Annotated in this window: 11 protein-coding genes and 1 tRNA gene; 6 read left to right on the top strand and 6 right to left on the bottom strand. The window is 58.7% G+C overall.

The window, feature by feature from the left end; all coding sequences use genetic code 11:
* Nucleotides 1-8 precede the first annotated feature (8 nt).
* From EV281_RS25400 to cpdR1, 3 genes are all read right to left on the bottom strand, one after another.
* The gene (locus EV281_RS25400; protein ID WP_132657034.1) at nucleotides 9-518 is read right to left on the bottom strand and encodes a hypothetical protein; all 510 of its coding nucleotides are present in this window, start codon (nucleotides 516-518) and stop codon (nucleotides 9-11) included.
* Between the two features lie 187 nt (nucleotides 519-705).
* Nucleotides 706-780, bottom strand: a tRNA-Val gene (locus tag EV281_RS25395).
* Nucleotides 781-864: 84 nt separating this feature from the next.
* Nucleotides 865-1,227: a response regulator CpdR1 gene (gene cpdR1 / locus EV281_RS25390; RefSeq protein ID WP_007527565.1), complete on the bottom strand. Its 363-nt coding sequence runs from the start codon at nucleotides 1,225-1,227 to the stop codon at nucleotides 865-867.
* A gap of 189 nt (nucleotides 1,228-1,416) precedes the next feature.
* On the opposite strand from cpdR1, the gene EV281_RS25385 reads away from it, so the two are divergent.
* Nucleotides 1,417-2,298, top strand: a complete 882-nt coding sequence (locus EV281_RS25385; RefSeq protein ID WP_132657033.1) for an N-formylglutamate amidohydrolase — start codon at nucleotides 1,417-1,419, stop codon at nucleotides 2,296-2,298.
* Between the two features lie 249 nt (nucleotides 2,299-2,547).
* On the top strand, nucleotides 2,548-3,321 hold the full coding sequence (hisN, locus tag EV281_RS25380; protein WP_132657032.1) for a histidinol-phosphatase: 774 nt from the start codon (nucleotides 2,548-2,550) through the stop codon (nucleotides 3,319-3,321).
* Between the two features lie 38 nt (nucleotides 3,322-3,359).
* Here the strand turns inward: hisN and EV281_RS25375 are convergent, their stop codons facing one another.
* Nucleotides 3,360-4,331 (bottom strand): alpha/beta hydrolase, encoded by a 972-nt coding sequence (locus EV281_RS25375; protein ID WP_132657031.1) that lies wholly within the window; start codon nucleotides 4,329-4,331, stop codon nucleotides 3,360-3,362.
* Nucleotides 4,332-4,567: 236 nt separating this feature from the next.
* Between EV281_RS25375 and EV281_RS25370 the strand changes: the two genes are divergently transcribed.
* Together EV281_RS25370 and EV281_RS25365 are read left to right on the top strand one after the other, a co-directional pair.
* On the top strand, nucleotides 4,568-5,095 hold the full coding sequence (locus EV281_RS25370) for a hypothetical protein (RefSeq protein WP_132657030.1): 528 nt from the start codon (nucleotides 4,568-4,570) through the stop codon (nucleotides 5,093-5,095).
* Between the two features lie 323 nt (nucleotides 5,096-5,418).
* Entirely contained in the window at nucleotides 5,419-5,889 is a 471-nt protein-coding gene (locus EV281_RS25365; protein ID WP_132657029.1) for an Hsp20 family protein, read from the top strand.
* A 72-nt stretch (nucleotides 5,890-5,961) separates the two neighbouring features.
* Here the strand turns inward: EV281_RS25365 and EV281_RS25360 are convergent, their stop codons facing one another.
* The gene (locus EV281_RS25360; protein WP_132657028.1) at nucleotides 5,962-6,966 is read right to left on the bottom strand and encodes a bile acid:sodium symporter family protein; all 1,005 of its coding nucleotides are present in this window, start codon (nucleotides 6,964-6,966) and stop codon (nucleotides 5,962-5,964) included.
* Between the two features lie 94 nt (nucleotides 6,967-7,060).
* On the opposite strand from EV281_RS25360, the gene EV281_RS25355 reads away from it, so the two are divergent.
* On the top strand, nucleotides 7,061-7,915 hold the full coding sequence (locus tag EV281_RS25355) for a LysR family transcriptional regulator (RefSeq protein WP_132657027.1): 855 nt from the start codon (nucleotides 7,061-7,063) through the stop codon (nucleotides 7,913-7,915).
* Between the two features lie 109 nt (nucleotides 7,916-8,024).
* On the opposite strand, the gene EV281_RS25350 is transcribed toward EV281_RS25355, so the two are convergent.
* On the bottom strand, nucleotides 8,025-9,077 hold the full coding sequence (locus EV281_RS25350) for a low specificity L-threonine aldolase (protein WP_132657026.1): 1,053 nt from the start codon (nucleotides 9,075-9,077) through the stop codon (nucleotides 8,025-8,027).
* A 548-nt stretch (nucleotides 9,078-9,625) separates the two neighbouring features.
* Between EV281_RS25350 and gltB the strand changes: the two genes are divergently transcribed.
* Nucleotides 9,626-14,350 (top strand): glutamate synthase large subunit, encoded by a 4,725-nt coding sequence (gene gltB, locus EV281_RS25345; protein WP_132657025.1) that lies wholly within the window; start codon nucleotides 9,626-9,628, stop codon nucleotides 14,348-14,350.
* Nucleotides 14,351-14,434: the final 84 nt, after the last annotated feature.

The raw sequence follows: 14,434 nt of genomic DNA, 5'->3' as shown, positions 1-14,434 counted from the left end.
GCCACCGACTATTTCTTATTTTTTTCCGGTGTTTTTTGTGCCGGCCCTTTGCCGTTGGTGCGGAAACTGCCTGTGAAGGCCGCATCTTTGCTTTCGGCCGTGCATTCAATGGCGGTCGGTTTGCCTGCATAGGGATTGCCGAAGGTGCAGGAGCCGGCGACTTTCACTTCACCCGTCATCTTGTTGCCGACGCCCGTGGTGACCAGACTGAGCGGCAGACGCGCATTGCCGTTAGATGCGGGCTTGATGCCTTTTCCATCACCCTGGAAGCCGAGCAGCTTACCGTCGGACGTGAAGATGAAGGTCACCGTCCCGTTGACCAGAGTGACGCTTGCCAGTTCACCCTTGCAGCCCTTCGTGGCGTCGAATTTGGCAACGACCAGCTTTTGGCACTTGCCTGGCAGCGTAATGACGCCAGGCGCGCCTGGAAAATTGTCATCGGCCTGCGCAGTTGCGGCAAAGGCGAGGGTGGAGAAGGCGGCGACGGCAAGTACGGATAATTTCATTTCGATTCCCATGTCCCGGCAAGGCGAATCAAGCCTCGGGCTCCATTATCGCGCATGGCATGGCTCTGTGTCCGAATTTGGTTTTGGCGCTGCACTGCGATCTGAATAGCGGTGATCACAGGGCCAGTTCCCAAAGAACTGGCAAAACTAAAATGGCCTTTCGATTTCTCGAAAGGCCTTGCTTTTCAGCGAATTAGGATGGTGGGCGTGACAAGGATCGAACTTGTGACCCCTACGATGTCAACGTAGTGCTCTCCCGCTGAGCTACACGCCCATCCGATGTCGGCGCATAGACCACAAAACCTCCGGAGCCGTCAATAGGCTTTTTTGAAGTTTTGTGACGATCCGCCAAGACGCCTTATGCGGCAAGCATCTTGTTGACCTCTTCAACGAGGTCACGCAGGTGGAAAGGCTTGGAAAGGACCTTCGCATCCTTCGGAGCCTTCGAATCAGGGTTCAGTGCAACGGCTGCAAAACCCGTGATGAACATGACCTTCAGGTCGGGATCGAGTTCGGTCGCACGTCGCGCGAGCTCGATGCCGTCCATTTCCGGCATGACGATATCGGTCAAGAGCAAGGAGAATGGTTCTTCGCGCAGGCGGTCATAAGCGCTCGCACCATTGTCGTAGGAAAGGACCTTGTAGCCAGCCTTTTCCAGCGCCTTCACGAGGAAGCGGCGCATGTCATTGTCGTCTTCGGCGAGAAGTATCTTCTGAGTCATTAATCCGGACCGCTGATCACTGATTGTTTTATGGGATACCAAGCCTCTACACTAGACTTCGCCCAGTAAACAACCGGTGAAATCGCCTGACCCAGACCGCCATCCCCTCTATGTAGTATGGACTTAAGGGCGGGCAACTGGCAACATGGCCCGCACAGCCACGTGATGACATGGTAAAGAGGGCAGAAAGTGCCGGAAATGCGCGAATACGAGCTTTTTGAAGTGCATGAGCCCGTGTCGCAGACCATTCCCTTCGTCTACAACTCTCCTCATAGCGGCCGCATTTATCCACCGGAATTCATTGCCCAGTCGCGGCTCGAAGGTATATCGATACGCCGTTCTGAAGACCACTATGTCGATGAACTCTTTGGTGCGGCCGTTGATCTCGGTGCCCCCCTGCTGCTTGCGAATTTCCCGCGTGCCTATCTCGATGTCAATCGTGAGCCCTACGAGCTCGATCCGCGCATGTTCGATGGGTTGCTGCCGCCCTATGCGAATATCAATTCGCTAAGGGTTGCAGGGGGGCTTGGCACCATTCCGCGTATCGTGGCCGAGAACATGGAAATCTATGCGCGCCGCCTGCCCGTTCAGGAAGGGCTGGAACGTGTCGAAAGCGTCTATAAGCCTTATCACTTCGCGCTGCGGCGCCTGATCGCGCGCACGCACGTACAGTTTGGTTTCGGCGTGCTGATCGACTGTCATTCGATGCCGGGCAATGTGCGCGTTGCCGGCACCAACGCGCGGCCGGACTTCATCATCGGCGACCGCTACGGCACCAGCGCTTCGTCCGAGCTGTCGCGCGCGGCAATCGGCATCCTCGAGGAATTGGGTTTTGCGGCGATCCGCAACAAACCCTATGCCGGCGGCTTCATCACCGAACATTATGGTCGCCCGTCGCGCGGGTTGCATGCGCTGCAGATTGAGGTGAACCGCTCGATCTATGTCGATGAGGTAACGCTTGAGAAACGGCCCGACTTTGGCATCGTTGCGACTGCCATCACGTCTTTCATGCGGCAGATGGCTGATTATGTCGAGAAATTCGCTGGCGATCGGGCGCTCGCTGCCGAATAATTTCTACATGAGGTCAAAAAAAACCGCGCCTTGTCAGCGCGGCTAAGTCTAGGGAGGAAACACCCAAGGAGGGTATTTACAGTCAGAAGACTCTAGCCAAGACCCTACTGCTGCATTGCACAATTGTCAAGCATTATATTGCGCTGCAAAATCTTTAGGCAGCTGATCCGAAATTGCCTGTCACATTTGCATTCCACCGCTTTTTCGCTATGAAAAGCGCCGTTTCTCGCCAGCTATACGGATTTCCCCATGCTTCCTGACCGTTCGTTCTTCAACCGTCTTGCCGAAGCTGCCAAGGCAGAAACCCTGCCGCGTTTCCGCTCGGGCATCAATGTCACCAACAAGCTGTCGTCTGGCTTCGATCCGGTCACGGAAGGCGATAGGGCGGCGGAGACGGCCATTCGTGCGCTGATCGAGCAGCATTTTCCGGAACATGGCATCCTGGGCGAAGAGCATGGCAATGTCGGCCTCGACCGCGAGCATGTATGGGTGATTGACCCGATCGACGGCACGCGCGCCTTCATCTCCGGCGTTCCAGTCTGGGGGACGCTGATCGGTCTGCAGAAGAATGGTCGAGCGGTTGCCGGCATGATCGAGCAGCCGTTCACTGGCGAGCGCTATTTTGGCGACGAGAACGGGTCGACCTATAGCGGGCCGGAAGGCGAGCGCCGGTTGCAGGTACGCGATTGCGGCGCGCTTTCCAACGCGATCCTCTTTACCACCTCGCCACATCTCTTTGTTGGCGAGGAGATGGAGAAGTATCGCGAAATCGAGAGCAAGGTCCGTCTCTTCCGCTATGGCTGCGATTGTTATGCCTATGCGCTGCTAGCCGCCGGCCATGTCGATCTCGTTGTCGAGAATAGCCTCAAGCCTTATGACGTTGGTGGCATCATTCCGGTCATCGAGGGCGCCGGCGGCATCATCACGACCTGGAACGGCGGGCGGCCTGAAAATGGTGGTTCCATTATCGCTGCCGGCAGCAGGGCGGTGTATGAAGAGGCAATTGCCATCCTGCAGCGCTGAGCCTGTCACACAACGCAGGGTTTTGAGACAATAAAGGCTCAGACGCCGATCGCCGTCACGTCTTCATTCGCCTCGGCGTCGCTGCCGGGAATGAAGGCGTGGAAAGCGGCGAGCGCGGCGGCGCGGTAGATATCCCTTTCCTGGAATATCTCGTGGCGGGCGCCGTTGATCGGCACGAGCTGGCCCGCACGGAAGTAGCGAGAAAGCCGTTCCTGCACCGTGTAAGGCACCAGCCCGTCGCGTGTCGGCGCGATGACGACCGAGGGTATGGTGATCGAGAAGAGATGATAGGGCTGGGTCACCCGGTCGATCGCTTTCATGCATTCGTGCATCCAGCGGGCAGTTGGCGCTCCTAGAGCGAGCTCCGGATGGGCCCTGGCGATCGCCATATTTCGCTCGAAACGCGTTTCATCCGATGTCAGAAGATTACCAGGGAACTGCAGCTCTTTCATCTTGCCGAGCGGCATGCTTCCAAGGCCGACAGCGCAGAGGGTGGTCGATACCGTGCGGATAATACCCTCGGAAGCTACTTGGCCGGTAAGGCCAAGGAAAGGTGCCGATAGCACCATGCGCTCGATACGCGTCGACAGATAGGGTGCAGCGGAAAGCGCGATCAGCGCGCCAGTCGAATGGGCGAGCATATAGAAGGGCAGGCGGGTATCCGGCAGCACGATCTTTTCGAGGAAGGTATAGAGATCGCGCTCGTAATCGGAAAAGCGGCGGATGTGGCCGTGATTGCGCTTCTTGATCAGCCGCTGCGAACCACCTTGGCCGCGTAGGTCATAGGTGGCAACCCAAAGGCCTTTGGCGGTGAGATCGCGGATGGTCTCGAAATACTTCTCGATATATTCGCTGCGTCCGTGCAAGAGCACGACCGTTCCGTGGGCAACTGAGGTTTGCGACCGGAAGACGGCATAACGCAACCTGTGACCGTCGTGGGTCTCGAAAAAACCTTCGGTACGGTTCTCCGGCGCCGGATTATCTTGGGTCGAGTAGAGAACCTGTTCCATGGGTGGCGTATTTCTTCACGTGAGAGATATACTAGGGGATATCGCAGGAAGCGGGAAAATCAATGGCGAAATTGCCGCCAATATAAGCAGATCATAATACATTCGAAATTTCCTATAGGGCAAGCTTCGCGAAAGCGGAGACACGCTAGGGTTTGTGCGAACGAAAGACTTGTTCCGGCATGAGGCCGGTTATTCGCACGTTCATGACTGAAGATTGGGGCGCCGGGAGGCTGGCCATGAATTCGGTTTCTTTCGTCGGGACTGTCAATTCTGGCGTCCACCAATTAACCGGGCCGGAGCGGCCGGAGTCCGTTCTCGATTATCTGCAATCGGATTATCTTGATATCGATCCGCCGGATGTGCATCTGGCGATGCTGAAACTCTTCAGCGACGACCCAAAGTCACAGTCAGCGTTCGCGCGCGAGTATTCCGCCGTCATGGCGATACCGCAAAATACCGGTATTTCGCCGGAAAACGGCCAGTTCCTTGCGCTCGAGCAGATGATCGTTGATAACCGCGATGCCTTCCCGGCGGAGGGCTTCACGATCACCACCAAGCTGCCGGGCGGCGGTTCCATCGTTGCCGAAGTGCCGCCCTCCAACAGTGGCGGCAAGGACAAGGGCAGCCATTTTTTCATATTTTCAAGCGGTGATTCAGCGGCACTGTCGCGCATCGTCAGTGCTCTCATGCTCAGCCATCAGGATGTTGCCGGAGCAGACAGGCTGGATGCGACGCAGGACCAGCTTGCGGGGCTTTATGCCTGAAGAAAAGAGGCCGGCGGAGCTGAGAGGCTCGCGCCGGCCGAATTGAGGCTGAAGAAGAAGGGACGATACACTCCAGCCTTCGGGCCAATGTCACCCGATGCGTCTATCTGTAGCGAGCGGCGTCTGAACCTTCGCCGAACCTGCCGTTCATGCGGGGTTCACGCAAGAATTCCAACGATTTCAAGAGGGGCTTGAAGTCCCGGAAAGCCATCCCCATCTGAACTTTGCGGACGCCAGAAGGGTCCGCGCAACCGTCCTGAAGCTGCCAAGAATGGGGTTTTCAGGCATCTTATCGCAACACGTCGCTTCCCTAGGAGGACATTATGCGTCACGTAGACTTCTCTCCCCTTTATCGTTCCACCGTCGGCTTCGACCGTCTCTTTACGATGCTCGACAGCCTTTCCCAGCCGGACCAGGTTCCGACCTATCCGCCCTACAATATCGAGCGGACCGGTGAGAATACCTATCGCATCACCATGGCCGTTGCCGGCTTCGATGAGACCGAACTCGCGATCGAATCGCATGCCCACGCGCTCACCGTGAAGGGTGAAAAGCGCGAGGAAAATGCCGATGCCAGCGAGTACCTGTATCGCGGCATCGCCAAGCGCGCCTTCGAGCGCCGCTTCCAGCTTGCCGACCATGTCGAAGTAACCGCCGCTTCGCTGAAGAACGGCCTCCTTCACATCGACCTCCTGCGCAGCATCCCGGAGGCTCTGAAGCCCCGCAAGATCGCTATTGCCGCTGAGCCCGTTGAAGCTCCGAAGGCGATTGAGGCACAGGTCGTCAACAACTAATCCGCTTTCCTACGGATCAAATAGAACGGCGCCCGAAATGGCGCCGTTTTTGTTTGAGGTCGTTTTACTCGATCATGCCGGGCTTGCGGCTTCTTCGAGTTCTTTTTCCGTAGCGCGGCGGGCTGCGGCCGCGGCATATTTCTGGGCAATGACGGCGCAGACCATCAGCTGGATCTGGTGAAACAGCATCAGCGGCAGCACGATCGCGCCGATCGACTGGCCGGCAAAGATGACGTTTGCCATCGGGACGCCGCTTGCCAGGCTCTTTTTCGAGCCGCAGAAGGTGATGGTGATCTCGTCGGCCTTGTTGAAACCAAGCCAGCGGCTGCCATACATGGTGAGCACGAGAACGAGGGCCAGCAACAGCATGTCGGCAATGATGACCGCGGCGATATCGCCGATCGAGAAGGTGTGCCACAGTCCTTCGACGACAGCCGTCGAGAAAGCCAGGTAGACGACCATAAGGATTGAGCCGCGGTCGACTGGCATCAGGATTTTCTTTTTGGAGCGGATCCAGTCGCCGATCCAGGGCTGGAGGATCTGGCCGACGATGAAAGGCGCGAGAAGCTGGAGCAGAATCTGCTGAAGCGCATCGAAAGAAAAGCCGCCATGGCCGCCGACCGAGAAGAGCAGGCCGACGAGCAGCGGCGTCAGGAACATGCCGAAGATGTTGGAGGCCGAGGCTGAGCAGATTGCTGCCGGTACATTGCCGCCGGCCATTGACGTGAAGGCAATTGAAGACTGCACCGTCGATGGTAACACGCAGAGGAAGAGAATGCCGAGATAAAGCGGCTGCGGCAGGATCGAATCCGGAATGAGGCCCATGGCGAGGCCAAGGATCGGGAAGACGCCAAAGGTCGCCAGCAGGATCACCAGGTGCAGGCGCCAGTGCAGCAGGCCGGCGATGACGACATCACGCGAGAGGCGCGCGCCATGCAGGAAGAAGAGCAGTGCGATAGCGATATCGGTCGCTACGCCGAACCAGCTGGCAAAAGTGCCGCTTGCCGGGAAAATCGAGGCGAGGATGACGGTACAGACGAGCAGGATCGTGAATGTGTCAGGCAAAAAGCGGCGCATGGCAGTCTCGCTGGAATAAATGAATCATTGTTCTGTCGCTCATTATGATCCAGGATGCAAGGAATAACAGTTATCGTAAATCTGGATCACGACCATGCTGGATCTATCGCAGCTACGCAGTTTCGTAACCGTCGAGCAGATGGGAAGTTTCACGCTCGCCGCCGAGAGGCTGGGTCTCGGGCAGTCGACGGTCAGCCAGCACATCCAGAGGCTGGAAACTTCGCTCGGGCGCCGGCTGCTTGAGCGGGACACGCACAAGGTGGTGCTGACCGGAGATGGTGAGTCCCTGCTGTCGCATGCGCGCGCCATGTTGTCGATCGAGGGGCAGGTGCAGTCGCTGTTCAAAGGCGGCAGCTTGCGAGGACGGCTGCGGCTCGGTGTTTCCGAGGACTTTGTAACGAGCCAGTTGCCGGCGGTGTTGGAGGATTTCGTCCGTTCGCATCCTTCGGTCGATCTGGAACTGACGGTCGCTCTTTCTGGCGTGCTCTACGAAATGCAGGATGCGGGAGCGATCGACCTCGTGCTTGCCAAACGCAGGCTCGGCGATGAACACGGAAGGCTCGTCTATCGTGAGCCGCTGGTCTGGCTGGCACGTGACCCGGAGCACGTGCTTGCCTCCGATCTATTGCCGTTGATCGCCTTTCCGCCGCCGAGCGTTACGCGCGCCATCGCGCTGGAGGCGCTTGGTCGCCACGGTGTTGCCTGGCGCATAGTCTGCACCTGCGGCAGTTTGAGCGGGCTGACTGCTGCTGCCCGCGCCGGCATGGGGGTGCTGGTGCAGCCACGCAGCATGGCGCCATCGGGTCTGAAGGAAATCGCGCCGGGCCGATTGCCGGGGCTCGAGGATGTCGAATTCGTGCTGGTGCCGCGCAAGGGAGCCGACCAGGCGCTGGTGGCGGCCCTTTCGGAGGATATTTTGAAGAAGGTCAGGGGGCTGCGCTCGACCTGAGTGCAAAAATCCCGCCGTTCCGGCGGGATTTCGTTCGAAGAAACAGGCTTTGTTCCAAAAGAGACTGGAACGCACGTTCTCGTGCGCAGGCGTCCGGCGCTTTCGAAAATCAGACCGCCAGGCACTTCAGGAAGCCGTCAACATCGGCTTCCGTTGTGGCGAAGCTGCTGACCAGACGAATGAGCGTTTCGCCTTCCGAAACCAGATCCGGCATGCCGGCCGGGATTGGCCACTCGTAGAACTTCGCGCCCCTGTCCTCTGCTGTTTTCGCCGCGAACTTCGGAATGACAGCGAAGACTTCGTTCGAGGCTGTCGGCCAGGCGAGGCGGGCGGAATTGCTGGCACCGATACCGGCGCGCAGGCGGTCTGCCATACTGTTGGAATGGCGGGCGAGATCGAGCCAGAGGCCATTCTCGAAATAGGCCTCGAATTGGGCCGCGATAAAACGCGATTTGGAGAAGTGCTGGGCGGCACGCTTGCGGATGAAATGCATTTCCTCTGCCTGATCCGGACTGAAGAAGACGATCGCTTCTGCGCACCAGCAGCCATTCTTCGTACCGCCGAAGGAAAGGATGTCGACGCCGCGCTTCCAGGTCATTTCGGCAGGTGTTGCTTTCAGCGCGACGAGCGCATTGGCAAAGCGCGCACCATCCATGTGCAGGGGCAGCCCTCGTTTCTTCGCGATCGTGGAAATCTCGCCGATTTCCGGCAGGGAATAAACGGTACCGATTTCGGTCGATTGCGTGATGGTCACAGCGCTGGCGCGGCCATGGCGGAGGGCATCCTCAGGGAAGTGCGCGATCTTTGCGGAAAGCTTGGACGGATCGATCTTGCCGGCTTCACCGTCGACGGCCACGAGACGGGCCGAGCCGGAGAAGAATTCCGGTGCGCCGCATTCATCCTCGATCACATGGGCTTCCGAATGGCAGAAGGTGATCCCGCCGGGGCGCTGGACGCTCGCCAGCGCCAGGGAGTTAGCAGCGGTGCCGGTCGCAACAAAGAAGACCGAAACCTCGCACTCGAAGATTTCGGAAAAGCGGGTTTCCACTCGTCTGTCGAGATCACTGTTGCCGTAAGCGGCGGCAAAACCGTCGGATTCGGCGAGCAGACGTTCGGCAATGGATTTATGGGCGCCAGCCCAGTTATCGGAAGCAAAAATCATAGAGGAAACCATTGAAAATGATGGGGCGGGAGGTTCGGGAACGGACATTACGCCAAAGCTTCACAGGATCAAGGGAGGAAACCTAGATGCATCACAAAAATTGAACTGCGCAATCAATAAAACAAAATTACAAGGTGCAGGGTAATTTTATGTCGCCATTTTGGTCGATCTGGCAATCTTCAGTCGCAAATTGACATTTTTTTAAGAGGGCGCTCTTGCGGACTGAGATTGTTTCTGTCATTGAACTGATGAACTAGGACAGGGTTGCTGTCCTATTTTGGCCTTCTCGGCCGAAGAGGCGCCGAAAGCCCTAGCGCAGAGCGGCTTTCACGCTATAGTTCCTTCGAGTGCCGAGCCTTCACATGGCGGCGCGCGAAGGCGAATGGCAGGCGCGGAACGCGACGGTTTGCTTTCCTTGAAAAGCAGGCGTCAGCGACCGGATCTTCACAATGCAACAGCGCTGTCATGCGCCGCACCTATCTTTAAGGGTGCGGGGTGCGACCCAAAAGCCGCCCGCAGGCCCCGCGGGCTTCGACAGGAGGAAGACGATGACGAAGATGACGCCATCCACGGGTATTGACCAGTTCGCAGCAGCAAACGTGCGTGCAACGGCCAATACGCGTAAATTTGCCTCCGGCATGCCGAAAAAACAGGGGCTTTACGATCCGCGCAATGAACATGACGCCTGCGGCGTCGGTTTCGTCGCACATATGAAGGGTCAGAAGTCGCATCAGATCGTCAAGGACGGTCTCTTCATTCTCGAAAACCTGACGCATCGCGGTGCCGTCGGCGCCGATCCGCTGATGGGTGACGGTGCGGGCATTCTCGTGCAGATTCCCGACAGCTTCTTCCGAGAGGAAATGGCCAAGCAGGGCATTACCCTGCCGAAGGCTGGTGAATACGGTGTCGGCCATATCTTCATGCCGCGCGATGAAAAGCAGATCGAGCACTTCAAGAAGGTGATCAAGGACGTCATCACTGAAGAAGGCCAGGTTTTCCTCGGCTTCCGCGATGTGCCGGTCGATAATTCATCTCTGTCAAAGGCGCCGGCAATTGCCGCGACCGAGCCGCATCATGTGCAGATCTTCATCGGAGCCGGCAAAGATGCTGCGACGAATGACGAATTCGAGCGCCGGCTTTTCACAGTCCGCAAGGTGATCTCCAACCGCATCTATGATGAGTTCGACGGCGAGGAGAGCAACTTCTATCCGGTGTCGCTGTCCAGCACGACGGTCGTCTACAAGGGCATGTTCCTGGCTTATCAGGTCGGCGCCTATTATAAGGATTTGTCGGACCCGCGCTTCGAAAGCGCGGTCGCTCTCGTGCACCAGCGTTTCTCTACCAATACCTTCCCGTCCTGGAAGCTCGCGCACCCGTATCGCATGGTCGCCCATAACGGCGAAATCAACACGTTGCGGGGCAACGTCAACTGGATGGCGGCGCGTCAGGCTTCGGTTTCGTCTCCGCTCTTCGGCGAGGATATCTCCAAGCTCTGGCCGATTTCCTATGAAGGTCAGTCGGACACGGCCTGCTTCGACAACGCGCTCGAATTCCTTCTGCGCGGCGGCTATTCGCTCTCACATGCCGTTATGATGCTGATCCCCGAGGCATGGGCTGGCAACCAGTCCATGTCGCCGGAGCGCAAGGCATTCTACGAATATCATGCCGCTCTGATGGAGCCGTGGGACGGACCGGCTGCGGTCGCCTTCACCGACGGCAAGCAGATCGGTGCGACGCTCGACCGCAACGGCCTGCGTCCGGCCCGTTACCTTGTCACCAATGACGACCGCGTCATCCTTGCGTCGGAAGCCGGTACGCTGCCGGTCGCGGAAGAAAACATCATTCAGAAGTGGCGCCTGCAGCCGGGTAAGATGCTGCTGATCGACATGGAAGAAGGCCGCATCATCTCTGACGATGAAGTGAAGGCGCAGCTTGCCAACGCCCATCCCTATCGCAGCTGGCTGAACCGCACGCAGCTCATCCTCGAAGAGCTGAAGCCGGTCGAGCCGCGCGCGCTTCGCCGCGACGTTTCGCTGCTCGATCGCCAGCAGGCCTTCGGCTACACAACCGAAGACACCAAGATCCTGATGTCGCCGATGGCGACGACGGGCCAGGAAGCGATCGGCTCGATGGGCACCGATACGCCGATTTCGGCCATGTCCGAGAAGTCGAAGCTGCTTTATACCTATTTCAAGCAGAACTTCGCGCAGGTGACGAACCCGCCGATCGATCCGATCCGAGAAGAGCTCGTCATGAGCCTCGTCTCGTTCATCGGCCCGCGTCCCAATATCCTCGACCATGAAGGCATGGCGAACGCCAAGCGGCTCGAAGTGCGTCAGCCGATCCTGACCAATGGCGATCTCGAAAAGATCCGCTCGATCGGCCATACGGAAGACCGCTTCGACACCAAGACGCTCGACTTCACCTATGATGTGGAGCGTGGCGCCGAAGGCATGCCAGAAATGCTCGACCGTCTCTGCGAGCGCGCGGAAGCCGCGGTCAAGGGCGGCTATAACATCATCGTGCTGTCCGATCGCCAAATCGGGCCTGACCGCATCGCGATTCCTGCGCTGCTTGCAACCGCTGCCGTGCACCATCACCTGATCCGCAAGGGGCTACGCACCTCGGTCGGTCTCGTCGTCGAAACCGGCGAGCCGCGCGAAGTTCATCACTTCTGCCTGCTGGCTGGTTACGGCGCCGAAGCGATCAACCCCTATCTCGCCTTCGACACGTTGCTCGACATGCATGCCAAGGGCGAATTCCCGAAGGAGGTCGACGCCAACGAAGTCGTCTATCGCTATATCAAGGCTGTCGGTAAGGGCATTCTGAAGGTCATGTCCAAGATGGGCATTTCGACCTATCAGTCCTATTGCGGCGCGCAGATTTTCGATGCGATCGGCCTGCAGTCGGAATTCGTCGACAAGTATTTCTTCGGCACGGCGACGACCATCGAAGGTGTCGGTCTGGAAGAGATCGCCCGCGAGACGGTCGCTCGTCATAAATCAGCCTTCGGCCGCGACCCGATCCTCGCCAGCACGCTCGATATCGGCGGCGAATATGCCTACCGTATGCGTGGCGAAAGCCATGCCTGGACACCGGATGCCGTGGCTGCCCTGCAGCACGCGGTACGCGGCAATGCCGAGGATCGCTACCGCGAATTCGCAGATATGGTGAACACGTCGGCACTGCGCATGAACACGATCCGCGGCCTCTTCAAGATCAAGAGTGCTGACGCTCTCGGCCGCAAGCCTGTGCCGCTCGATAGCGTCGAGCCGGCGATCGATATCGTCAAGCGTTTCTCCACAGGCGCCATGTCCTTCGGTTCGATCAGCCGCGAGGCGCATACGACGCTGGCAATCGCCATGAACCGGATCGGCGGCAAGTCGAACACTGGCGAAGGCGGCGAGGAGAGCGACCGCTACATGCCGCTTCAGGATGGTTCGTCGAACCCTGAGCGTTCTGCCATCAAGCAGATCGCATCCGGCCGCTTCGGTGTGACGACGGAATATCTCGTCAATGCTGACGTGCTCCAGATCAAGGTCGCGCAGGGCGCCAAGCCCGGTGAAGGCGGTCAGCTGCCGGGCCATAAGGTCGATGCCGTTGTCGCCAAGACCCGTCACTCGACGCCGGGCGTCGGCCTGATTTCGCCGCCGCCGCACCATGACATCTATTCGATCGAAGATCTGGCGCAGCTGATCTACGACCTGAAGAACGTCAACCCGACCTCTGATGTTTCGGTCAAGCTCGTCTCGGAAGTCGGCGTCGGCACGGTTGCCGCCGGTGTTGCCAAGGCGCGCGCCGACCACATCACGGTTGCCGGTTTTGACGGCGGTACCGGCGCTTCGCCGCTCACCTCGTTGAAGCATGCGGGAAGTCCTTGGGAAATCGGCCTTGCCGAAACCCAGCAGACGCTGGTGTTGAACGGTCTGCGCTCGCGTGTCGCATTGCAGGTCGACGGTGGTCTGAAGACCGGCCGCGACGTCGTCATCGGCGCGCTGCTCGGTGCAGACGAGTTCGGCTTCGCAACGGCTCCGCTGATTGCTGCCGGCTGCGTGATGATGCGCAAGTGCCACCTCAATACCTGTCCGGTCGGTGTTGCGACGCAGGATCCGGTGCTGCGCAAGCGTTTCAAGGGCACGCCCGAGCACGTCATCAATTACTTCTTCTTCGTCGCCAACGAAGTGCGCGAGATTCTCGCCTCCCTCGGCTTCACCAGGCTCGATGACATCATTGGTGCTTCGGAACTGCTGGAGAAGGATGAGATGCTGGCGCACTGGAAAGCCAAGGGGCTCGACTTCGCAAAGATCTTCCACAAGGTCGATGCACCGAAGGAAGAGACCTACTGGACGACGCGCCAGAAGCACCCGATCGACGACATTCTCGACCGCAAGATGATTGCAGCTGCCGAACCGGCCCTGGCGTCGAAGACGCCCGTTGCCTTCGAGGTTGATATCAAGAACGTCGACCGCTCCGCCGGTGCCATGCTGTCCGGCGAAGTGGCCAAGCGCTACAACCATCGCGGCCTGAAGGAAGACACGATCAACGTCACCCTGAAAGGTACGGCCGGCCAGAGCTTCGGCGCGTTCCTGGCCCGTGGCGTCACCTTCAACCTGATTGGCGACGGCAACGACTATGTCGGCAAGGGTCTTTCCGGCGGCAAGATCATTATCCGTCCGCCGGAGAACTCGAAGATCGTTGCTGAGAACTCGATCATCGTCGGCAATACGGTGCTCTACGGTGCGACCGAAGGCGAGTGCTATTTCCGCGGTGTTGCGGGCGAGCGCTTCGCGGTTCGCAACTCCGGCGCCATCGCCGTTGTCGAAGGCGTGGGCGACCATGGCTGCGAATATATGACGGGCGGCGTGGTTGTTGTGCTTGGCGGAACGGGTCGCAACTTTGCGGCCGGTATGTCCGGCGGCGTGGCCTATGTTCTCGACGAGGCTGGTGATTTCGCCAGCCGCTGCAACATGGCCATGGTCGAGCTCGAGCCGGTGCCGGAAGAAGACGACATGCTGGAGAAGCTGCATCATCACGGCGGCGACCTCATGCACAAGGGACGCGTCGACGTCTCCGGTGACATGACGCGCCACGACGAGGAGCGCCTCTACCAGCTGATCTCCAACCACTTGCACTACACGGGCTCTACCCGTGCCAAGGAGATCCTTGAGCACTGGGCCGATTATCGCCCGAAATTCCGCAAGGTCATGCCGGTCGAATATCGCCGTGCGCTTGAGGAAATGGAGCGCAGCCGGATGGGCATCGCTGCCGAGTAATTGCACCGAACAATCCGCCACGCCTCAACAGCGCGTGGCGGATGACTGAAATATCTCAATGACTCAGCGACGATCAGCAGCAAG

This window comes from Rhizobium sp. BK418 (assembly GCF_004341105.1).
Lineage (GTDB): Bacteria > Pseudomonadota > Alphaproteobacteria > Rhizobiales > Rhizobiaceae > Rhizobium.
Note: the sequence above shows the minus strand (reverse complement) of the source record. Positions and strands in the feature narration are given on the sequence as shown.